We start from the raw sequence: 20,247 nt of genomic DNA, 5'->3' as shown, positions 1-20,247 counted from the left end.
CGGCAGACGCAGCCTCGTGCCGCCTTCACGACCTGGGGAGGCGAGCGGCGCTGGCGAGCGTGTCTGCGGCAATGGGGTTGGCCATCGCATCGCTCTCCGCGGCGTGGATCAGCGCCATGGATCTGGGTCGCCGGTGGGGTCGCGTTCCGGCCGGCTGCTACGAGCTGGACCACTGTGGCCGCTCGTCGTGGTGGACGCTTGGGTTCCTCGTCGTGGGGTGGGGCCTGCCCGCCATGGCTTTCGCAGCGGCCGGGTGGAGGGCACCGGGAGCTCGTTGGTGGGTCCGTATTCGCGCTGCACTCATTCTCTCGGTCGGGGTGCTTGCTTACCATTGCGCTTGCGAGTCCATTTTCGTCTTCGTCGCGTATAGATGACCATTGGGACGGTGACGGCGAATGAGGAGGTCGGTCCGTGCCCGGCGCAGTACCAGGACGAGCAGCGGTCATGGCACCGCGGCCGGGCAACCCACTGATCATCTCGAATGACCTGCGCCTGGCGCCGGAGTTGCCATGAGCAGCAGAACCTGGAAGGTGTTTGCAGCGCTCCAGGTGGCCGGGGTGGCGTGCTACCTCGGGTCGCCGTGGGTGCTGTGCTGCGGCCCGGAGATCTTCTTCTCGGGCGTTGCCCTTCTCTTGCCCGGAAGCCCCGTGGGCCTGTTCGTCGTGGAGAAGCTGCTGCCCGAGCTGTTCTCCCCGAGCAAGCTCGCTGGAGCGATTGGCGAGGTGTCCGTCGCCGTGATCGTCAACGCGCTTCTGTGGCTCGGGGCTGCCAGGTGGGCGCGGCGCGTGAGGCACGGGCGGTTGCGTGTCGGCCCGAGGCGGCGACAGGGGTAATCGCGCTGCCATGCATCGGCCACGAGCATGGCGGGCGCCGCCGTGCGTGCACATCGCACAGGGGTAAGCGCGACCCTTCGGCGCGCCAGGGCGGGCGACGAGCCGCACCTGCAGTGATCGCGTAACGTTGACTGTTCGTGCTTGACACTGACGGTGCGCTCCCGCGAACGTGGGGCCCTCGGCACGGACGAACCCCGACGCGTCGAGGCTCGTGCAGCGCTTCCTCGTGGACGACTTCCGCTCGAAGGGGCTCCTCGAGCGCGAGGTCGTGCTCGACGCGCAGGGCGCGACGCTCGTCGAGAGCCTGAACCAGTACGAGCCGGAGCTCGTCGGCACGCCGGCGGGCGAGTGCCTCGACCGCACGCCGATGAACCTGAGGTACCCGCAGGACGAGTACTGCGCGCCGACCTTCATGAAGCTCACCGCCTCGGAGAAGCGGCTCTTCGAGGGGGAGGCCACGGCCGGAGTGATCTCGCGGCAGGTCTTCGGTTACGACGGTGCGGGCAACGTGTCCTCGTTCCACGACGAGGGCGACGTGGCCGATCCCGCCGACGATGTCTTCGCCACGGTGCTCTACGGGCCTACGCAGGCGGCAGCCATCCACTGCACCGGCGCGCCCACCGAGATCACCGTGAAGAACCGGTCCGGGGGAGTGCTGCGCTACCGCCGCGGAGTCTACGACGCGTCCTGCAACCTCACCGAGCTGCACTCCCGGATCGAGGGCACGGCCGAGGCGGTGGCGGCGCTCTCGTGGTTCCGAGAGGGCTCGCCGTGGGCCGGGAACGTCGAGAGGGTCACCTCGCCCGAGAACCACCTGGGCGACGCGTACTGGGTGGAGTACCAGTACGAGGGGCGCAACGGCGTCCACGTGGCCCACACGAACGACGTGCACGGCTACGTCTCGGAGGCGCGCTACGAGACCCCGTCGCCCCCGACGAGAGCACCTGGACCCAGGACGTGAACGGCCAGGTGACCGCGCGCGCGTTCGACGGCTTCGGGCGGCTCACGAAGGTTGCCGCGCCGGGCTTCACGCTCGACGCCCCGACGATCGACATCAGCTACGACCACACGGCGAAGCCGGCGGCGTGGGCGTTCACGCGGAACGCGCTACCCCAGGGCGGCACGCTCGACACGGTGGTCGTCGCCGACGGCCTCGGGCGCGTCATCCAGACGAAGAAGACGGCCGAGGTCTGGGCGGGCAGCGACGAGGCGACGCGCGTCGGGTGGTCCGTGACGGGCGGCCAGGTGTTCGACGCGATGGGGCGCGTGGCCGAGCAGGGGCAGCCGTTCTTCGACCCCAGCATGACCCCGGGCTACGCGCCGCGGCCGCTCGAGCGTCCGACGCGCTTCGCCTACGACGCGCTCGGCCGCACGATCCAGACCGTCGAGCCGAACGGCGCAATCACGCGCATTGCCTTCGCGTTCGGGAGGGCGGTCGGCGATCCCTTCCTCCGCCACCAGACGACGGCCACGGACGCGCTCGGCAAGACGCGCGCCGTGTACCGCGACGCGACCGAGAAGACGGTCGCGGTCGAGGAGCACGTGGAGGGGCGCACGCCGACGACGCGCTACGCGTACGACCCGCTCGGCCAGCTCGAGCACGTGACGGACGCCGCCGGCAGCCGGGCGAGCGGCTCTTGCAGAACCTGTTCTACTCGTACGACCTCGTCGGCAACGTGCTCGGCGTGAAGAACGCGCTGGGCGAGGCCGTGCCGTCGCACGCGGGGGACGTGGAGTTCACGTACCGGTACGACGACCTGCACCGGCTCACGTACGCGCACGGAGAGGCGAAGTCGCGGCCGTCGACGCTAGACACGTTCACGTCGGTGTTCAAGTACTCGGACATCCACAACATGACGTCGAACGTGCAGGAGCATCACGTCTTGCACGGGCCGACGGGCGGGGGCGAGTACCGGCCGCACACGAACCACGCGCTCGAGTACGGGTACGGTGGGAAGGGCGCGCACCAGGCGACGCGGATCGGACCCGCGTCGTTCGTCTACGACGCGAACGGCAACACGCTGTGGGAGTGCCGGGACCCGGCGGACTCGACCTGCACGGCGCGCCCGGCGCATCTGCGGCGCTACGAGTGGACGGAGGAGAACCGGCTCGACACGGTGATCGACGGCGGAGGGAGGAACGCGACGAAGTCTACGACGCGGACGGCCAGCGGTTGGCGAAGCTGGGGCGCGGGGGCGAGTCGATCACCATCGGGCAGTTCTGGGCGCTGAAGGGCCGGCGCGCGGCGACGAAGCACGTGTTCGCAGGGACGGCCCGCATCGCCTCGAAGCTGCTGCCGCCACCGGGCTGGGACGACGTTCCGCGCGGGCCGGTGGACTCAACCGCCGCGGTGGTGACGACGGTGGGCGAGGTCGACAACGGCTGCAACCCGTCGAACTACCAGCCGCAGAAGTGCGGGGTCTTGCCCGGCGGCGAGCCGGTGCTGAACGACTACTACGCCGACGCGAAGGTGCGGCCGGAGACGTACTACTACCACCCGGATCACCTGGGCTCGACGAGCTGGGTGACGGACCAGAACGGGCGGGTGCACGAGCATGTGGAGTACTTCCCGTACGGCGCGGTGTGGAGGGATCCGCGGAGCGACATCGGCGCGTCGCCGGTGAAGGGGCAGCGGCTCCTGTTCACGGGGAAGGAGCTCGACGAGGAGACGGGGCTCTACTACTTCGGGGCGAGGTACTGGGACCCGTCGCTGGCGCGCTGGAAGACGCCGGACCCAGCCGATCGATTGACCGACCTCGTTCCCAGTGCTCTCGACCCATATCAATACGCAAGATGGAGCCCACTCCGGTTCGTTGACCCCTCGGGCCGTCAGGAAGTTACGCAGGAGGAGCTGGACTACTACTTCAGTCAGCACCGAGTCGCTGACACCAAGACAAGAGAGACTTTCGCGAAGATGAAGCCGTTCGCGGAGGCGCTCGTCCAGCTGCACCCTGCAATCGCAGCGAACGTGGTGCTCTCCGGCGAGCAGGCAACCGGAGGCAAAGCCTCATTATGGGACCGTTTCCTCGCAGGCGTCGGGATAGTTCCTATCGCCGGGGTCCTGAAGTTCGCTAAAGGAACACTAGTCGAGCATGCAGCGGAAATTCTGGCGCGAGCGCACATCCGAGACGATGAGGTGATCAAGGTCTTGGTCGGGCACTTCCCGAACGCAGGCAGGAGCGCAGTGAAGAGCGTGTTCTACGAAGGAACGGACTTCCTCCAGCTCGTCGAGACCGCGGTGAGGTCTGATAGTAAGACGATGTACGAATCCGGCGGCAGGCTCGTCGTAGAGCATGCCTTCGATGCAATGATCGGTATCGACAAGAGTGGACAGGCGACAAACAAGCTGCGGGTTGTCCTAGAACCGAACGGCCAGGTCGTAACGGCCTTCCCGTTCCTGTAAAGGTGTTCCATGCACGAAGAGCTCGAGGTGGAGTATGTGATCCCGGACGACGAGTGGCTCACCGTCGCGTCAGGAGGTCCCGGCCTGGAGGGCGAGGCGGCATTCAATTACCTCAAGGGAACTGTCGAGCTCCAGCTTGCCGGGCGATCTCCGTGGCCGGCACCGTTCTACGTGTCAGTCGCGGATCTGGCGCTGCAGTTCTTGAACGCCGCAGAGAGCGGGTTTCCGGCGTCTGAGCGAAAGGCGTTCGTATCCGAGACAGACGGCGGGCTCGACCTTCAGTTGGAGCGCATAGGCGAGCACGTGAAGATGCGCGTGCCGCCGTACTCAGCGGTCGAAGTATCGATCCGCGGATACATCGAAGGGGTAGAGCGCTTCTTGCGGCGCTTCGCAATCGAGATCAAGGCGCGTGCGCCGAACGTACTGCTGGTGGACGAGCTCGCGGCATTGGCACCGTGGGCCGCGTCCGGAGTCCCCTGACGCCGCGTGCCGACGGTGATGCCCTCGCAGGCGTGGACGTTGAGTTCACGTACCGGTACGACGATCTGCACCGGCTGACCTACGTGTACGGCGAGGCGAAGCTGCTCCGCCGTCGATCGTGGCCCCCAGACCGAGAGTTCCGCCTTTCGACCGAAGCGGACGCGGGTGCCCCTGTGCCCGGGTGCCCCGACCGAGAGTTCCTAGCGCCCTAGCGCCCAGACCGAGAGTTCCGTGTTTCGGTCGAAGCGGACGCGCGGCGGCCGGAAGCCCAGCTCACGAAGGTGGAGGGATGAGCTCGGGGAGGAGACGCCTCGTTCGTCTACGACGCGAACGGGAACACGCTGCGGGAGTGCCGCGACCCGGCGGACTCGACCTGCACGGCGCGCCCCGCGCACTTGCGGCGCTACGAGTGGACGGAGGAGAACCGGCTCGACACGCTGATCGACAGCGGCGGGAGGAACGCGACCAAGTTCTTCTACGACGCGGACGGTCAGCGGGTGGCGAAGCTGGGGCGAGGAGGCGAGTCGATCACCATCGGGCAGGTCTGGGCGTTGAAGGGCCGGCGCGCGGCGACGAAGCACGTGTTCGCGGGGACGGCCCGCATCGCCGCGAAGCTGCTGCCGCCACCGGGCTGGGACGACGTGCCGCGCGGGCCGGTGGACTCGACCGGCACGGTGGTCTCGACGGTGGGCGGGGTCGACATCGTGATTCTCATTCATGGTACCTGGGCAAAGAACAGGAGAGTGGCGGAAACAGTCAAACGGGTAGTAATTTCGTCTTCGGGGAGACTGGCCGTGCAGGCCACAGGGACCCGCTCGCTACCTTCGACATTCCAGTGAATTACACGAAGAAGAATGGCAAACTGTCTCCGACATCGCATGGAGATCTGCATGCCGGCGAAGTGTGGAACGCTGCGCTCAATGCGTATTTTGAGCTCGAGCAGCGAAGGCTATCTGAATGATGCGAGCTGTCGGTCGCGCCTTTGTCGCCATGCTCGGCGCAGCTCTCGCGGCCGAGGTCGTCGCCTATGTCCTGTCGTATCAGATTTATGACATCGACGGACGGCTGTATCTTTACTTTCTGACGCCGTTGGCCGCGGCAGTCCTGGCTCTTGGCGGCCTACGGGTCGTGCCGAGATTCAGGGTTTCAGCAATGCGGCCGGCTCTCATTATAGTAGTCGTGTTCGTAGGCGCGCTGATAGTGCATTGGGCCGCCATTCGGTCGGGGGCCGTTGGTGGAGGGTACGTGTTGCCTGCTGGGGTCGATCTGTCGACAATGACGGCGCCGGATCTAGAGGATGCGGTCTGGGGCGCCCAGACCGAGAGTTCCGCCTTTAGGCCGAAGCGGACGCACGGCGGCCGGTACTCCCTGGTCCGCTCACGAAGGTGGAGGATGAGCTCGGCGAGGAGACGCGGGGGCACGGCGCGCTCGGGAACCTGGCGCCGTGCACGCGAGCGTTCGACCCGCATGCTCCCGCGGCATCAGTTCGGAGGAAATGGAGAGACGAGTATCCTCGAGAGATGCCGCGCCTCCAGTTTGTCCGTCCAGGAACCGTGCGGCCCGGAGATCGGCGGCGGACGTTCACGACGACGTTCATGTGTCGATGACCAAGCGTGAGGCTGAGGAGCGGGCGCTGATCCACGTGAACCTGGTCTTCGAAGGCCGGAACGATAGTGTAGTCATCGTCGATGAAGCGACGATTCGGAAGCCGTATGGATGGGTATTCTTTTATCAATCGAGGAAGTACATGGAGTCCGGCAACCTGTCGGATATGCTTGCAGGCAACGGTCCGATAGTGGTTCTGGATTCGGACGCATCGATTCACGAACTCGGCACTGCATACGCGGTCGAGGATGAACTTCGGTCGTTCGAGCAGCGCATGCACCTGGCGGGGTGAGTGAGCGCCCGGATCGAGAGTTCCGGATTTCGACCGAAGCGGACGCGCGGCGGCCGCACTCCACGACGACATTCCAGTCCGACGTGTTCGGGCGGATGCTGTCGATGGTGTACCCGGACGGCGAGGTGTTGACGTACGGGTACGACCGCGGCGGGCTCTTGAAGAACGCGCGGGGGGACCGGCCTGCGACGGCGCACGCGCCGGCGGAGTACGAGACATATCTGCAGGCGCTGCTGTACGACCACTTCGGCCAGCGGGTGTACCAGCGGGTCGGGAACGGCGTCGTCACGAAGTACGCGTACGAGCCGGACACGCGGCGGCTCGCGACGCTGTACACGCGCAAGCCGGGCGAGCGGCTCTTGCAGAACCTGTTCTACTCGTACGACCTCGTCGGCAACGTGCTCGGCGTGAAGAACGCGCTGGGCGAGGCCGTGCCGTCGCACGCGGGGGACGTGGAGTTCACGTACCGGTACGACGACCTGCACCGGCTCACGTACGCGCACGGAGAGTCGAGGTCGCGGCCGTCGACGCTGGACACGTTCACGTCGGTGTGGGCTGGGACGACGTGCCGCGCGGGCCGGTGGACTCGACGGGCACGGTGGTCTCGACGGTGGGCGACGTCGACAACGGCTGCAACCCCGTCGAACTACCAGCCGCAGAAGTGCGGGGTCTTGCCCGGCGGCGAGCCGGTGCTGAACGACTACTACGCCGACGCGAAGGTGCGGCCGGAGACGTACTACTACCACCCGGATCACTCGGCTCGACGAGCTGGGTGACGGACCAGAACGGGCGGGTGCACGAGCACGTGGAGTACTTCCCGTACGGCGCGGTGTGGAGGGATCCGCGGAGCGACATCGGCGCGTCGCCGGTGAAGGGGCAGCGGCTCCTGTTCACGGGGAAGGAGCTCGACGAGGAGACGGGACTCTATTACTTCGGGGCCCGGTACTACGACCCGGTCCGCGTGAGGTGGGCGAGTCCGGACCCCGTTGTGCAGAGGTGGACGAAGGCTCCGGAGCCCTGGAACCTTTCGCTCTTCGGATACGCGCTGTGGTCCCCTCAGCGCCTCGTCGATCCCGATGGAGAGGACCCGGTCGAGAGCCGCATCCTGGAGAATCCGATCTCCGTGGATTACCTAGAGCGCTCTGGCCTACTGGATAGGGTCAGCAGTGAGTATCTCTCACAACACGGACTGCTGCGCCACGCGATTGCCCCCTGCGGCGGTCAGCTGCAGGGCCTCCAGGTTTCCGAGCAGAACCTGATGGATGTCGAGATGGCGGCGTCGAGGCCTATGGCCTCCTCGCCGGTGCCGCTGCGTCTACCTTCACGACGCCGGGACTGCGGCGAGGATCGTCAGGGAGCGCACGCGCCGGAGCGACGGAAGCGACCGGAGCAGGCGAAGCAAGGACGGTGACTGTTAGTCGGAGTCGCTTCCCTCAATCCGCCCAGCACATCGAGGATGCGCAGGCTGCCGGCCAACCATCCACTCTCACGATCGATCGCGCGGGTGGCGCCTAGACCGAGAGTTCCGCCTTTCGGCCGAAGCGGACGCACGGCGACCGGGATGCCCGGATCACGAATCTTCTTCTACGACGCGGATGGCCAGCGGGTGGCGAAGCTGGGGCGCGGGGCGAGTCGATCACCATCGGGCACTAAGGTGGTGCCATCGACCGCGACCAGAGCGACGACCGAATCGCTCGCATCGCGGTTTCCAGGGCGTTGTTTCGGGCCGCCTAGCCGTTCATCACGAAGAGGTGCCTGCGGGAGAACGTGTACCGGTTCGCGCCGGGGCAGGCGGAGAGCAAGCCTGGTGGTACGCTGCCGGGGTATGCGAAGTGACGCCACGGCGTTCCGGCGGAACAAAGTCGCGGTGAGGGTCGCCCGGACGGTGATCGCGTATCTCCTCGCGAGCATCGCCCTGACGATCGTCTATTTCGAGGCCGGTGGAGGGCATGCCGACGTGCCGTTCACCACGTTCCCCGACTACTTCGTAGTCGCCCCCGTGCTGCCAGTCCTCGTGCTCGCGGACCTCGGTCGGGTGCGAGGGACCGACGTCCTGAGCCTCGCCGCGTTCGTCGTGACGTTGGTAGCGGTATGGGTCGTGACGGGAGCCCTGATCGCGCGAACGGCGCGGAGCGCGGCGACCTTCTCGTCGAATGAAAGCGAGGACCATCCCTGACTCGCAGGGCGGCGGAGGACGGGCGCGAGCCCCGCGGCGATCGCGCGGCTTGGAGGGAGCGCTCTAAAGGCTGACCCGCTACATCGATCGGCATCGTGCCCGACCGGTGGGGGAGGGAGTCGTCACGCATGGCGGTGGCGGGCGTGCTCGTGCGAGCCGGCTTCCTCGAGATCGAGACGCGCCGAGGAGGCTGTGGACCGGACCGCGGACCTGCGAAACCAGGGCTACCGAGCACCCAGCTACGAGGAGATGATGGCGCCCGCAGGAGCCTCGGACGGCGCGATGCCCTCGACCACGATGGCTGGTTCTGAGCGGAAAGTAGGACGGCCGATGTCGTAGTCGACGAACTCGACAGACCTGACCGTCACCTCGGCGGACCGATCCGCCATCGCGACATGTACCGCGTCTCCCGACTTAACGGAGCCCTCGAGGATCTCGAGCGTGAGCACGGTCAGGCCTCCTGCCAGCGCGAATGAGCTCGTCACGACGGCGCGGATCATTGCGGCACCGTATCACCTGCGCGGAGCGGCGGTTGCTAGGCGGCGTACCGGGTGCACCGACCGAGAGTTCCGGATTTCGGCCCAAGGGGTCGCGCGACGGACCGCGCCCATCCGCGACGCTGGGTGCCCTCACGGACCAGCCCAGCCGACGTGCGTCGCCTCTTCGATGACGCGCCCGAGGCCCGGGTGCGTCCGCCGACGTCGCCGTACGCGTACGATCCGCGCGGACAGCTCGAGCACGTGACGGACGCCGCCCGCAACGTGACGCACGTGAAGTGAGACCTCCTCGGCCGGCGCACCGGAGCGCCCAGACCGAGAGTTCCGTGTTTCGGTCGAAGCGGACGCGCGATCGTCGCTTCAGGACGTCCCGGCCTGGAGGGCGAGGGCGGCATTCAATTACCTCAAGGGAATTGTCGAGCTCCAGCTTGCCGGCGATCTCCGTGGCCGGCACCGTTCCACGTGTCAGTCGCGGATCTGGCGCTGCAGTTCTTGAACGCCGCAGAGAGCGGGTTTCCAGCGTCTGAGCGAAAGTCGTTCGTATCCGAGACAGACCGCGGATGGAACCTTCACTTGGAGCGCATAGGTGATCGCGTGAAGACGCGCGCGCCACCGTACTCAGCCGTCGAAGTATCGATGCGCGGATACATCGAGAGGGTTGAGCGCTTCTTGCGGCGCCTCGCAAGCGAGATCAAGGCGCGGGCGTGGGCCGCGTCCGGAGTCCCCTGACGCCGCGTGCCGACGGTGATGCCCGCGCACGCGGGGACGTTTGAGTTCACGTACCGCTACGACGACCTGCACCGGCTCTCGTACGGGCGCGGAGAGGCGAAGCCGCGGCCGTCGACGCTGGACGGTTCACGTCGGTGTTCAAGTACTCGGACATCCACGACATGACGTCGAACGTGCAGGACCATTACGTCTTGCACGGCCGACGGGGGGGGGCGAGTACCCGCCGCACGCGACCCACGCGCTCGAGTACGGGTAGGGCGTGAAAGGCCCGCAGTAGGCTCCGCGGAGCAGAGACACCTCGTTCGCCTACGACGCGAACGGCAACACGCTGCGAGAGCGCCGGGACCCGGCGGACTCGCCTACTGCCTTGCGCCGGATCACACGGCAGGGGCCGCGATCCTGCAGCGCCCAGCGGATTCACGCAGGGTTGGTCGGTCGAACACGGCGCAGCACCTTGAATGTCGGCAGGATCAGTCGCCGATCTCGAAGTCGAGCCCGGCGAGGCGCGCGGGATCCATGACCAGGTCGATCGCCGTGATCTTGCCATGCGCGATTGTGAAGACGAACGCCGCGCGCACCTTGTCGTCAACCGCCCAGACGGCGCCCGGCTCGCCGTCGATGAGCGCGGGCGAAGCGCCGCGGGAACGGCCCTTGAACGCCTGGGCGATCTCAGCCGAACCACGAACCTCGGGAGCGAGGCGAGGCGCGCCGTGCTTCTCCCTCGCCGCTGCGGTGCGCACCGCCAGCTCGTCGGCGCGCAGCACGGCGTCGGGCGAGAGCACGGCGAGCAGCCCTTCGAAGTCGCCGTCGCGCGATGCGGCGAGGAATGCGCTGACGAGAGCGCGGTTGGGAGCTGCCGAGGGGGCCTCGGCGCCGCGGACGCGCCGGCGCGCGCGGCTCGCGAGCTGACGCGCGGCCGCAGGCGTGCGATCGACAATTGGCGCGATCTCCTCGAACGACAGATCGAACATGTCGTGCAGCACGAAAGCGACGCGCTCGTCGGGCGCGAGCGTATCGAAGACGACGAGCAACGCAGGACCGATGGCGTCCGCCAGTCCAAACTCGAGCTCCGGATCGCTGCCCGCCTCCGGCGGCTCCGGCGCACCCTCGGGCCGCGGTCGCCGCGCGCGCAGCATGTCCAGACAGACGCGCGCGACGACCGTGGTCAGCCAACCGTTCAGGTTCTCGACGCCGCGCGTGTCGGCTCGGCTGAGCTTGAGCCACGCCTCCTGCACGGCGTCGTCGGCCTCGCTGGCCGAGCCGAGCATTCGCTGCGCCACTGCCCGCAAACGAGCGCGGCTCTCCTCGAATCGCTCCGCCAGCCAGTCGCTCATCGGCTCACCAATACTTCTCGGTCGGACGGATTTCCACCGCACCGCCCAGCCGCGCGGCAGGGATCCGGGTGGCGAGCGCGACGGCCGCCTCCACGCTCTCGGCCTCGAGCACGAAGAAGCCGGCGACCCCTTCGGAGAGATGAGTCCCGCTCTTGGTTTGCGGTCTTCCGTCGTGCACCTGCACCGTCCTGGCCGCGTCGGGCAGGCCCAGTGGCAGCCCCGGCGTCAGCCCAGGTGTGTCGTTGAGCGCCGCGTAGTCCGCGTAGATCTTCTTCTGCTCCGCTTCCGGCAGCGCCTTCCAGCGCTCCGACCCGGGCAGCGGCGTCGTCCCCTGGTAGATCAGCAGCACGAATTTCATTTCCAGTCTCCTTTGGCGACATGACGAACGGCGAGGCAGGAATGTGACGGCGCCGACGCCACGAGCACGGTCGCGCCGCCTCCTCAGCCGCGGAGGCTCGCGAAGGCCTGTGCCGGTGCGGGCGGGGTAAGCGGGTTGACGCGAGCGAGCGGACGCCGTCGCACACAGGTCAGGCGCCGTCGCAGCGTAGACAGCGTGTGGACCGTGAACAGTCACCCATGCTCATGCGGCCCGCGCCGGCGCCGCTCGAGCGCCCACGGAGGGGACATGCGGACAGCGTCGTCGCGCTCGCGATCCTGGGCCCTGCAGGAGGCCCGTTGACGGACAGTGATGGACGAGGAGTGCCTGGGCGGCACGTGTCATCTCGGCTCCGGCTGTTCGAGGTGGTGCGTGAGGACCTCGGGTCCAGCGTCGACACACTCCGGATCCGGTGCTCCCACCTCGACGGCAGATGACGCACAGGGGTCGACCCAAACCCGCGGAGGCGTGGATTGTCGACCCGCCCCCGGGTCGCATGGGCCCCGGGAACCTCTCGCACAGCATTTTCTCGGCGCAACGCGGCTCGGCGGCGTTGTGGATTATTTGTGGACAAAGGAACTCATCGCCGAAGCTCGCTGGGAGCGCGCCCCGCCCGTGCCGACGCAGGGCAGGGTGTCGCGGGCACTCTTGCAACGGCCGCAACCTCGGGGTTCATGCGGGCGCGCGCGACGTTCCTCGCGCTGCGCTGGCCTGCGGCCCAACCCGGGCAGCGGTCGCCGTCGCCGCTTCACCCGTCTCGGCCTGCTGCCCGCGCCTCGGGAACCCGCTGAGAGGTGACGATCCGGTTCATGGACGAGCCGCCGGTGGTCGTCGAGCTCGCCAGCGGCGCGCGAGCCCATGGCGCGAGGCCGCGGGTGGCCGGGTCGTCTGCCCTTCGTGACGGTGAGCAGCGCGCCCAGCGCCGCGCTCGATCCGGCGCGCTCGCCCCCGCGTGCCTCGTGCCCACGAGCGTCTGCGACGCGGGCGCGCTCGTCGCAGGGCGGGGACACGCTCGGCCCGGAGCCCGACGCGCCGAGCCCCATCGCCTCGTCCTGCCTCGACGGCGACGCGGGCACCTACCGGGTGGACGAGCCGCAGTCGCCCTTCGTGCTCGAGCCGGGCACCGTCCAGGCGGTGCGCGCCGTCTACCGCGACGCCTCGGCGCCGCAGGAGGCCTGCTCGGTCGGGCCCTTCGTGGACCACGACGACCTCGCCTTCGAGCTCGCCCCCTGACGACCGCGGGCCGCCCGCGCGCCGGCGCGGCGCGGGCGGTCAAATGTGGACCCGTTCCGTCAGGAAATATCCAAGGAAATTCGCGGACCTCCCCTTGACGCCCCGAGCCGGTCGCTGCTACGACCGCGCTGCCGCGCGCCTTTTCGTCACCCCCAGGGAGGCACCGAAATCCCGATGTACAAGATCGTTCGCCGCGAAGCGTTTTCCGACACGACCTTCCTCTGGGAGGTCGAGGCCCCCGACGTCGCCGCCTCCGCCCAGCCCGGCCACTTCGTCATGCTCCGCCTCCGCGAGGGTGGCGAGCGCATCCCGCTCACGGTCGCCGACTACGACCGCAAGGCGGGGACCATCACGATGGTCGTCCAGACGCTCGGCAAGACGACCCGGGAGATGATGACCGACTTCGCGCAGGGCGACAGCTTCGTCGACTTCGTCGGCCCGCTCGGCCTGCCGCAGCACATCCAGAAGTACGGGCACGTCGTGCTCGTCGGCGGCGGCCTCGGCGTCGCGCCGGTCTATCCGCAGCTCCGCTCCTTCAAGGAGGCGGGGAACCGCACCACCGGCGTCATCGGCTTCCGGAACAAGGACCTCGTGTTCTGGGAGGACAAGTTCAAGAAGTACTGCGACGACCTCGTCGTCTGCACCGACGACGGCTCCTACGGCAAGCCCGGCTTCGTCACCGCGGCGCTGAAGGAGATCCTCGAGAAGGACAAGCCGGACCTCGTCGTCGCCATCGGGCCGCTCCCGATGATGAACGCCTGCGTCGAGACCACGCGGCCGTTCGGCGTGAAGACGATGGTGTCCCTGAACGCCATCATGGTGGACGGCACCGGCATGTGCGGCTCCTGCCGCGTGACGGTGGGCGGCAAGGTCGCCTTCGCCTGCGTCGAGGGGCCGGACTTCGACGGCCACAAGGTGGACTTCAAGGAGCTCCTCTCCCGGCAGAAGCGGTTCAAGAGCCAGGAGCAGCGCGCCAGCGAGGACTACGCGCACGTCTGCAACCTCGAGAAGCAGCTCTTCGAGGAGAACAAGAAGAACTACCGCAAGATCAAGGACCTCCTCCCGAAGCAGACGCACATGCCCGAGCGCGACGCGCTCGAGCGGTCGCGCAACTTCAAGGAGGTGAACCTCGGCTACGGCCTCGAGGACGCCCTCCAGGAGGCCGAGCGCTGCATCCAGTGCGCGAAGCCGACATGCGTCTCGGGGTGCCCCGTCCAGATCGACATCCCGGGCTTCATCAAGCACGTCGCGATCCGCGACTTCGACGGCGCGCTCGAGGTCATCAAGCAGGCGAACGCCTTCCCGTCGGTCTGCGGCCGCGTCTGCCCGCAGGAGTCGCAGTGCGAGGCGCAGTGCGTGATCGGCAAGAAGGTCGAGTCGGTCGGCATCGGCCGGCTCGAGCGCTTCGTCGGTGACAACGCGACGCCGAAGCCCGTCGCGCCCCCGCGCTTCGCGAAGAAGCTCGGCAAGGTCGCCATCTGCGGCTCCGGCCCCGCCGGCCTCTCCGCCGCCGCCGACCTCGTGAAGTACGGCGCGGACGTGACCATCTACGAGGCGCTGCACGTCGTGGGCGGCGTGCTGCAGTACGGCATCCCGCCGTTCCGCCTCCCGCGCGACATCATCGCTCGCGAGGTGAAGCAGCTCGTCGACCAGGGCGTGAAGATCGAGACCAACAAGGTCATCGGCAAGACCTTCACCGTCCCGCAGCTCATCAGCGAGAAGGGCTACGACGCGGTGTTCCTCGGCGTCGGCGCGGGCGCGCCGGCGTTCATGAACATCCCCGGCGAGTCGGCGAGCCAGGTCTACTCGGCGAACGAGTTCCTCACCCGCGTGAACCTGATGGGCGGCAACGTCTTCCCGTTCAAGGACACGCCCGTCACGCTCGGCAAGAGCGTCGCCGTGGTCGGCGCCGGCAACACCGCCATGGACTGCCTGCGCGTCGCGAAGCGCCTCGGCGCGCCGACCGTCCGCTGCGTCTACCGCCGCACCGAGGCGGAGGCGCCTGCCCGCATCGAGGAGCTCCGCCACGCGAAGGAGGAGGGCATCGAGTTCTTCTTCCTCCACGCGCCGGTCGAGATCTACGCGGACGCCGACGGCAACGTGACGGGCATGAAGGTCGAGGAGATGGTCCTCGGCGAGCCGGACGAGAAGGGGCGCCGCAAGCCGGTGCCGACCGGGAAGTTCAAGGACCTCGACTGCGACACCGTCATCGTCGCCCTCGGGACCAAGGCGAACCCGATCGTCACGCAGTCCACCCCGGGCATCGCGCTCAACAAGTGGGGCAACATCGCCGCGGACGACGGCCAGCTCGACTCGACGCAGTCGACGAACCTCCCCGGCGTGTTCGCGGGCGGTGACATCGTCACCGGCGGCGCGACGGTGATCCTCGCCATGGGCGCCGGCCGCCGCGCCGCGAAGTCCATCGCGACGTACCTCTCCAGCGGCAAGAAGTGGCCGCTCACCAAGGAGGACGTCGCCGCGTTCAAGCCGATGGCGCCGCTCCCGGAGACCGCGCGCTTCGCCGGCGCCTCCGCCGCGGCGGGCGCGCTCGAGACCCCCGGCGCGACCTGCCCGAAGTGCCACCGGCCGGTCGAGGGCGACGAGGCGTACGTCTGCTGCGCCGGCTCGACGCTGCAGTGGCGCTGCGACGACTGCGGCAAGGTGAGCGAGGGCTTCGCCTTCCCGTACGGCATGTGCCCCGCGTGCGGCGGCAAGCTCGCCGCCCTGGAGCGCGGCAAGGTCGAGGACGCCGCGGCCCAGGACGCCATCCGCGTCGCGTTCGAGATCGAGCTCGGCGGCATGGCGTTCTACAGCCGGGCTGCCAAGGAGACGCCGGACGCCGGGCTGAAGGCGCTGTTCGGGAAGTTCGCCGCCATGGAGCAGGAGCACATGGCGACGCTCTCGCGCCGCTACCACGCGGACATGCCCGCGCCGTCGGCCGACTTCAAGGTCGAGCGCGCCGCGATCTACGCGGGCATCGCGAACCGCCCGGAGGATCCGGCGAACCTATTCCGGATCGCGATCGCCTTCGAGGAGCGCGCGGTGAAGTTCTTCACCGAGCGCGCCGAGAAGACCGTGCCGGGCTCGGCGGAGCGCCAGCTCTACAAGGAGCTCGCGGCGGAGGAGCGGGAGCACGTCGACCTGCTCACCACCGAGTTCGAGCGCTGGAAGCTGGGCAAGCCGGGGCTCCTCTAGCCTCGTGACGGACGGGCGGTGCGCGGGAGCTCGCTCTCGCGCACGCGCCTCGCACCTCGACACCGTGCGGCGGGCCGCCCTCGCGAGAGGCGCGGCCCGCGCCGTTCGTGAGGCCCGCTGACGGGCGACGGGCGCGCCGCGCGCGCGTGGCCGAACGCCGCGGGGATCCCCAAGCTAGATGGGAACCCTCACGTGGAGGACTCCCGCGGCGGCGGACGATGTCGCGGCCGACGTGCGCGCCAGGCGCGTCCGCCGTGCGAGCGGGATCCTGCGTCCAGGGCGAGCGGCCGTCGCCTCGAGGGGCGCGGCCCGTGCTGGCCCCCTGTCCTCCTTCGCCGCCGGGGCTCCCCTCCCTTTGCTCCCGCCGCGCGGGAGGGCAGGGGGACGGTACAGCGCCGGTGCCGTCGCGACCGCCGTGAGGAGCCGCCTGGCTCCTCGCGAGGCGGGGCGGCCCGGTTCGCTAGGCGTGGCGACGCGAGGGGAGGGCGCGGCGAGAATCCGCGCACCCGCGGCGCACTCGCGCATAACCTGCGCGGAGTCCGCGGAAAGTGGACGGCACGCGCACCGAGCTCCTCGGCAGGTCCGAGCCTACGGACTCTCCGGGCTCCTGCTCCGCGAGGACCGGTCCAGCGCAGCTGATCTCACGCAAGACCGCGAGATCCCGGGCGAGGCATGGTGCTCCTGGGGGCGGGGACGCGGCAGGGAGCCGCAGCGGGCGAGCGTCCCGGCGACCGCTCCCGCGCGGATTATTCCTAGCGATCCCGGCGTTCTGCCGGTGGCCCGAAGATGGCAGGGACGCCACGTGGCCGTCGCGGCCGTGCCGCGATGGCCTGGGCTCACCTGTGGGGCCCAACCCGATGTTCGGGTCGCCCGCTTCCGGCGGGAGATCCGGCGTGTCGCCGGATCGTTTCGGAGGGTTCGCGTCGATGAAGAGGCTCCTGAACCAGCTCGCATCCCTGAAGCTCGCCGTGATCCTGCTCGTGCTGCTGCTCATCGGGCTCGCGGCTGGGACGATCATCGAGTCGTCGAGGGGCGCGCCCGTGGCGGCGCGGACCGTCTATTACGCCTGGTGGTTCCTCGCGCTGCAGGGCCTGTTCGCGGTGAACGTCATCGCGTCGATCCTGTCGCTCGCGCCCTGGGGCAAGCAGCGCATCGGCTACCTCATCACCCACACGTCGATCATCGTCATCTTCCTCGGCGCGGGGCTCACCTACTTCTTCAAGACCGAGGGGCAGCTCGGGCTGTGGGAGGGGCAGAGCGCCGGCGAGATCGCCGCCCTCGACGCCAACGGGCAGCCTTCGGCGGCGCACGAGCTCCCGTTCCTGGTGAAGCTCGACGACTTCGAGGTCGAGAACTACCCCGGGACGATGCGGCCCTCGCAGTTCCGCAGCCGCATCCACGTCACCGACCGTGAGACCAAGGAGACGTTCGCGGCCGAGGTCTGGATGAACCACCCGCTGCACTACCGCGGGTACAGCCTCTTCCAGTCGAGCTACCAGCAGGATCGCGACCCGCAGACGAACGAGGTCACCCGGGAGGCGACGGTCCTCTCCGTCTCGAAGGACCCGGGCCAGAACCTGGTCTTCGTCGGCTACGCGTTCCTCGTGCTCGGCATGATCGTCGTGCTCGGCACCCGCATGGCGGAGGCGAAGAAGCGCGGTCAGCTCGAGCGCATGCTCGCGGGCGACGACGCCGGCAGCGCGCGCCCCTCGGGCCGCGCCGGGAAGACCGCCGCTGCGATCGCGCTCGCGCTCTTCGCCTCGGCCGGCTCGGCGCAGGCGCCCGCGCCCGCGCCCGCGGCGATGGACGGCTGGGCCAAGGTCGACGCGATGCGCCGGCTGCCGGTCCAGCACGACGGGCGGACCATGCCGCTCGACACGCTCGCCCGCGAGGCGGTCTGGAACGTGACCGGCTCGTACACCTGGAACGGCGAGGACCCGGTCGTCACCGTCGCGCAGTGGCTCTTCGACCCGATGCGCGCGGCGAACACGCCCCTCGTCCAGCTCGGCAGCCCCGAGCTCGCGGTCGCGGTGGGGCTCCCGGGCGGCACGAAGTACGCCTCCTTCGCGCAGCTCGTCTCGAGCCAGCGCGTCCTCGGCATCATGCAGCAGGCGCGGCAGGCGGCGATGTCCGACCGGCCGCGCACGGGCGTGCTCGCGCAGGCGGAGAAGCTCGAGGAGCGGCTCGTCTGGATGCAGGGCTTCCTCGAGAAGGACAAGCTCCGGGCCATCCCCGTGGCGGGCAAGCCCCGCGCGCGCTGGGGCGTGCCGCAGCCGATGAGCACCGTCGACGACCTGGTCGCGCTCTCCACCGGGCCGCGCCTCGACGGCTGGCCGTCGCCGCAGGCGATCGACCGGGAGATCCTCTACAAGAAGGTCCGCGCGACGCGCGTCGCCTGGATCATCCTCCTGGGCGCGCTGGTGGTCTCGCTCGTCGCCTGGAACCGCAAGTCGAAGCTCCTCGAAGGCCTCGCGTTCGCCGGCCTCCTGGGCGGCTTCGCGGTGATGACCTGGGGCATCGCGATGCGCTGGGCGGTCGCCGGGCGCATCCCGGCGTCCAACATGTACGAGTCGCTCTTGTTCCTCGCGTGGGGCGTCGGGCTCTTCGCGGTGGTGGCGCTCCCGGTGCTGCGGAACCGCCTCGTCGTCCTGAACGCCAACGCGATGGCGGCGCTCACGATGGCGCTCACGGACCTCCTGCCCATCGACCGCTTCATCCACCCGATGCCGCCGGTGCTCTCCGGCACGCCGTGGCTCGCCATCCACGTGCCGATCATCATGATCGGCTACTCGGTGCTCGCGCTCGGCGTCGTCATCGCGCACATGCAGATCGGCTTCACGATCTTCGCGCCGCGCCGGACGGATCTCACCGTCCGCATGTCCGACCTCAACTACTGGTACATGCTGGTCGGCTCGATCCTGCTCATCGCCGGCATCCTCACCGGCTCGGTCTGGGCGGCGTCGTCGTGGGGCCGCTACTGGGGATGGGATCCGAAGGAGGTCTGGTCGCTCGTCGCGTTCCTCGCGTACATGGCGATCGTCCACGGGCGCTTCGACAAGCTCATCGGCCAGTTCGGCGTGGCGGCGCTCTCCATCATCGCCTTCCAGACGATCCTCATGACCTACCTGGGCGTGAACTTCGTGCTCGGCACGGGCCTGCACTCGTACGGCATGGGCGATTCTCCGGTGGTGAACTGGATGATCATCGTCGCGCTCGCCGAGGCGGCGTTCGTGACCTGGGGCTTCCTCGCGCACCGCAAGCAGGAGCAGGCGCTCGGGACGTCCACGGCGGCCTGAGCCGCTCGCCAGCCTCGCCTCGTCCAAGGGCCGGTCCGGGTGCTCCGGGCCGGCCCTTCTCGCGCCCGGCGTCCTGCGGGGCCGTCACTTTCGGTGCGTTCACCCGGGGCCTGTCGAGCAGCCTTCGAGGGTGAACCCCGTGAAGGGAGCGGCCAGCGCACGACTCCGCACACACCGTGCGCGAGGCAAGCGACCGGGCAGGCCATCGCTCGAAGCTCCGGTGAGCGGGATATGGATCGGGCGCTCGCATGGGGGCTGTCATGCGATTTTCCTGTCATCGCTGCGGCGAGCGCTTCGCGACGTCGAGCGAGCCCGTGGCGGGCTGCGTCTATCAGGTGCCGTGCAGGTGCGGGCACAGCACCTTCGTGCTCTCGTTCGACCCGACCATCGCCGAGCCGCCGGAATCCAGCCCGCCGCGGTCGCCGCTCGCCATGGAGCGGATGACGTGGATCGCCATCGGACCTCCGCTTCCACCGAGCGTCTCGGAGGATGCGCCGTGGGTGGAGCCCCTCTCCGACGACTCGGTCGAGCCGCCGCGCCTCGCGCAGCGCGACCCCGACGCGCCCCCGGAGGAGGCGGACGCTCCGGTCCCGCCGGCTCCCGTGCCGTTCGGCGCCGCCGCGTGGCGCTTAATCACCGAGGGTTCCTCCCGCGGCGCCGTCGTGGCCCTGGGGCTGCGCGCCTGGCTCGTCGCTCGCGCGCACCCCCGCGCGACCCTCGCCGCGTCCACCGCGGGCGGCGCCCTGGTGGCGGCGGCGACGGTCGCCGCCCTGTCGACGGCCCTCGCGGCCGGGGCCG

20 protein-coding genes are annotated in these 20,247 nt (G+C 69.0%); 16 read left to right on the top strand and 4 right to left on the bottom strand.

Annotated features, from left to right (window positions below):
* Positions 1 to 509 precede the first annotated feature (509 nt).
* From MNZ29_RS08230 to MNZ29_RS08180, 11 genes are all read left to right on the top strand, one after another.
* Positions 510 to 833: a hypothetical protein gene (locus tag MNZ29_RS08230; protein WP_242337479.1), complete on the top strand. Its 324-nt coding sequence runs from the start codon at positions 510 to 512 to the stop codon at positions 831 to 833.
* A gap of 211 nt (positions 834 to 1,044) precedes the next feature.
* Positions 1,045 to 1,794, top strand: a complete 750-nt coding sequence (locus MNZ29_RS08225) for a hypothetical protein (protein WP_242354811.1) — start codon at positions 1,045 to 1,047, stop codon at positions 1,792 to 1,794.
* On the top strand, positions 1,791 to 2,522 hold the full coding sequence (locus MNZ29_RS08220) for a hypothetical protein (RefSeq protein ID WP_242354807.1): 732 nt from the start codon (positions 1,791 to 1,793) through the stop codon (positions 2,520 to 2,522). The genes MNZ29_RS08225 and MNZ29_RS08220 overlap by 4 nt, the downstream gene beginning before the upstream one ends.
* A complete protein-coding gene (locus MNZ29_RS08215; protein WP_242354804.1) occupies positions 2,471 to 3,064 on the top strand; it encodes a hypothetical protein in 594 nt (197 codons plus the stop codon). Before MNZ29_RS08220 ends, MNZ29_RS08215 begins: the two co-directional genes overlap by 52 nt.
* Complete coding sequence (locus MNZ29_RS08210) at positions 3,007 to 4,236, top strand: RHS repeat domain-containing protein (protein WP_242354800.1); 1,230 nt, start codon at positions 3,007 to 3,009, stop codon at positions 4,234 to 4,236. The genes MNZ29_RS08215 and MNZ29_RS08210 overlap by 58 nt, the downstream gene beginning before the upstream one ends.
* Before the next feature lie 9 nt (positions 4,237 to 4,245).
* A complete protein-coding gene (locus tag MNZ29_RS08205) occupies positions 4,246 to 4,716 on the top strand; it encodes a hypothetical protein (RefSeq protein ID WP_242336834.1) in 471 nt (156 codons plus the stop codon).
* Positions 4,717 to 5,111: 395 nt separating this feature from the next.
* Positions 5,112 to 5,555 (top strand): hypothetical protein, encoded by a 444-nt coding sequence (locus MNZ29_RS08200; RefSeq protein ID WP_242354796.1) that lies wholly within the window; start codon positions 5,112 to 5,114, stop codon positions 5,553 to 5,555.
* Positions 5,556 to 6,319: 764 nt separating this feature from the next.
* A complete protein-coding gene (locus MNZ29_RS08195) occupies positions 6,320 to 6,613 on the top strand; it encodes a YrhB domain-containing protein (RefSeq protein ID WP_242354793.1) in 294 nt (97 codons plus the stop codon).
* An 83-nt stretch (positions 6,614 to 6,696) separates the two neighbouring features.
* Complete coding sequence (locus MNZ29_RS08190; protein ID WP_242354789.1) at positions 6,697 to 7,389, top strand: hypothetical protein; 693 nt, start codon at positions 6,697 to 6,699, stop codon at positions 7,387 to 7,389.
* Positions 7,386 to 8,024: an RHS repeat domain-containing protein gene (locus MNZ29_RS08185; RefSeq protein ID WP_242354786.1), complete on the top strand. Its 639-nt coding sequence runs from the start codon at positions 7,386 to 7,388 to the stop codon at positions 8,022 to 8,024. Before MNZ29_RS08190 ends, MNZ29_RS08185 begins: the two co-directional genes overlap by 4 nt.
* Before the next feature lie 474 nt (positions 8,025 to 8,498).
* A complete protein-coding gene (locus tag MNZ29_RS08180) occupies positions 8,499 to 8,789 on the top strand; it encodes a hypothetical protein (RefSeq protein ID WP_242354784.1) in 291 nt (96 codons plus the stop codon).
* A gap of 239 nt (positions 8,790 to 9,028) precedes the next feature.
* Here the strand turns inward: MNZ29_RS08180 and MNZ29_RS08175 are convergent, their stop codons facing one another.
* A complete protein-coding gene (locus MNZ29_RS08175; protein ID WP_242354782.1) occupies positions 9,029 to 9,289 on the bottom strand; it encodes a hypothetical protein in 261 nt (86 codons plus the stop codon).
* A 150-nt stretch (positions 9,290 to 9,439) separates the two neighbouring features.
* On the opposite strand from MNZ29_RS08175, the gene MNZ29_RS24390 reads away from it, so the two are divergent.
* Positions 9,440 to 9,568: a hypothetical protein gene (locus tag MNZ29_RS24390; RefSeq protein ID WP_255821624.1), complete on the top strand. Its 129-nt coding sequence runs from the start codon at positions 9,440 to 9,442 to the stop codon at positions 9,566 to 9,568.
* Between the two features lie 917 nt (positions 9,569 to 10,485).
* On the opposite strand, the gene MNZ29_RS08170 is transcribed toward MNZ29_RS24390, so the two are convergent.
* Together MNZ29_RS08170 and MNZ29_RS08165 are read right to left on the bottom strand one after the other, a co-directional pair.
* Positions 10,486 to 11,349, bottom strand: coding sequence for a sigma-70 family RNA polymerase sigma factor (locus tag MNZ29_RS08170; protein ID WP_242336838.1), 864 nt, complete (start codon positions 11,347 to 11,349; stop codon positions 10,486 to 10,488).
* Between the two features lie 4 nt (positions 11,350 to 11,353).
* The gene (locus tag MNZ29_RS08165) at positions 11,354 to 11,707 is read right to left on the bottom strand and encodes a YciI family protein (protein ID WP_242336841.1); all 354 of its coding nucleotides are present in this window, start codon (positions 11,705 to 11,707) and stop codon (positions 11,354 to 11,356) included.
* A 915-nt stretch (positions 11,708 to 12,622) separates the two neighbouring features.
* Here MNZ29_RS08165 and MNZ29_RS08160 point away from each other — a divergent pair.
* From MNZ29_RS08160 to ccsA, 3 genes are all read left to right on the top strand, one after another.
* Positions 12,623 to 12,958: a hypothetical protein gene (locus tag MNZ29_RS08160; protein WP_242354780.1), complete on the top strand. Its 336-nt coding sequence runs from the start codon at positions 12,623 to 12,625 to the stop codon at positions 12,956 to 12,958.
* A gap of 174 nt (positions 12,959 to 13,132) precedes the next feature.
* A complete protein-coding gene (gltA, locus tag MNZ29_RS08155) occupies positions 13,133 to 16,153 on the top strand; it encodes an NADPH-dependent glutamate synthase (protein ID WP_242354777.1) in 3,021 nt (1,006 codons plus the stop codon).
* Positions 16,154 to 17,079: 926 nt separating this feature from the next.
* Positions 17,080 to 19,449, top strand: a complete 2,370-nt coding sequence (ccsA, locus tag MNZ29_RS08150; protein WP_242354775.1) for a cytochrome c biogenesis protein CcsA — start codon at positions 17,080 to 17,082, stop codon at positions 19,447 to 19,449.
* 331 nt (positions 19,450 to 19,780) lie between these two features.
* Here ccsA and MNZ29_RS24385 read toward each other — a convergent pair whose 3' ends face one another.
* Positions 19,781 to 19,906 (bottom strand): hypothetical protein, encoded by a 126-nt coding sequence (locus tag MNZ29_RS24385; RefSeq protein ID WP_255821625.1) that lies wholly within the window; start codon positions 19,904 to 19,906, stop codon positions 19,781 to 19,783.
* Positions 19,907 to 19,949: 43 nt separating this feature from the next.
* On the opposite strand from MNZ29_RS24385, the gene MNZ29_RS08145 reads away from it, so the two are divergent.
* Positions 19,950 to 20,247: hypothetical protein (locus tag MNZ29_RS08145; RefSeq protein ID WP_242354773.1), on the top strand; the 298-nt coding region annotated here is incomplete at its 3' end.

The organism is Anaeromyxobacter sp. SG64 (assembly GCF_022690745.1).
GTDB lineage: Bacteria > Myxococcota > Myxococcia > Myxococcales > Anaeromyxobacteraceae > Anaeromyxobacter > Anaeromyxobacter soli.
The sequence above is the reverse complement of the archived record's forward strand: the minus strand, read 5'-3'. Positions and strand labels throughout refer to the sequence as shown.

Coding starts and splice junctions, on each gene's coding strand:
- MNZ29_RS08165 (WP_242336841.1), bottom strand. CDS start 11,707: ATGAAATTCGTGCTGCTGATCTACCAGGGGACGACGCCGCTGCCCGGG.
- MNZ29_RS08205 (WP_242336834.1), top strand. CDS start 4,246: ATGCACGAAGAGCTCGAGGTGGAGTATGTGATCCCGGACGACGAGTGG.
- MNZ29_RS08230 (WP_242337479.1), top strand. CDS start 510: ATGAGCAGCAGAACCTGGAAGGTGTTTGCAGCGCTCCAGGTGGCCGGG.
- gltA (WP_242354777.1), top strand. CDS start 13,133: ATGTACAAGATCGTTCGCCGCGAAGCGTTTTCCGACACGACCTTCCTC.
- ccsA (WP_242354775.1), top strand. CDS start 17,080: ATGAAGAGGCTCCTGAACCAGCTCGCATCCCTGAAGCTCGCCGTGATC.
- MNZ29_RS24385 (WP_255821625.1), bottom strand. CDS start 19,906: ATGGCGATCCACGTCATCCGCTCCATGGCGAGCGGCGACCGCGGCGGG.
- MNZ29_RS08170 (WP_242336838.1), bottom strand. CDS start 11,349: ATGAGCGACTGGCTGGCGGAGCGATTCGAGGAGAGCCGCGCTCGTTTG.
- MNZ29_RS08195 (WP_242354793.1), top strand. CDS start 6,320: ATGACCAAGCGTGAGGCTGAGGAGCGGGCGCTGATCCACGTGAACCTG.
- MNZ29_RS08175 (WP_242354782.1), bottom strand. CDS start 9,289: ATGATCCGCGCCGTCGTGACGAGCTCATTCGCGCTGGCAGGAGGCCTG.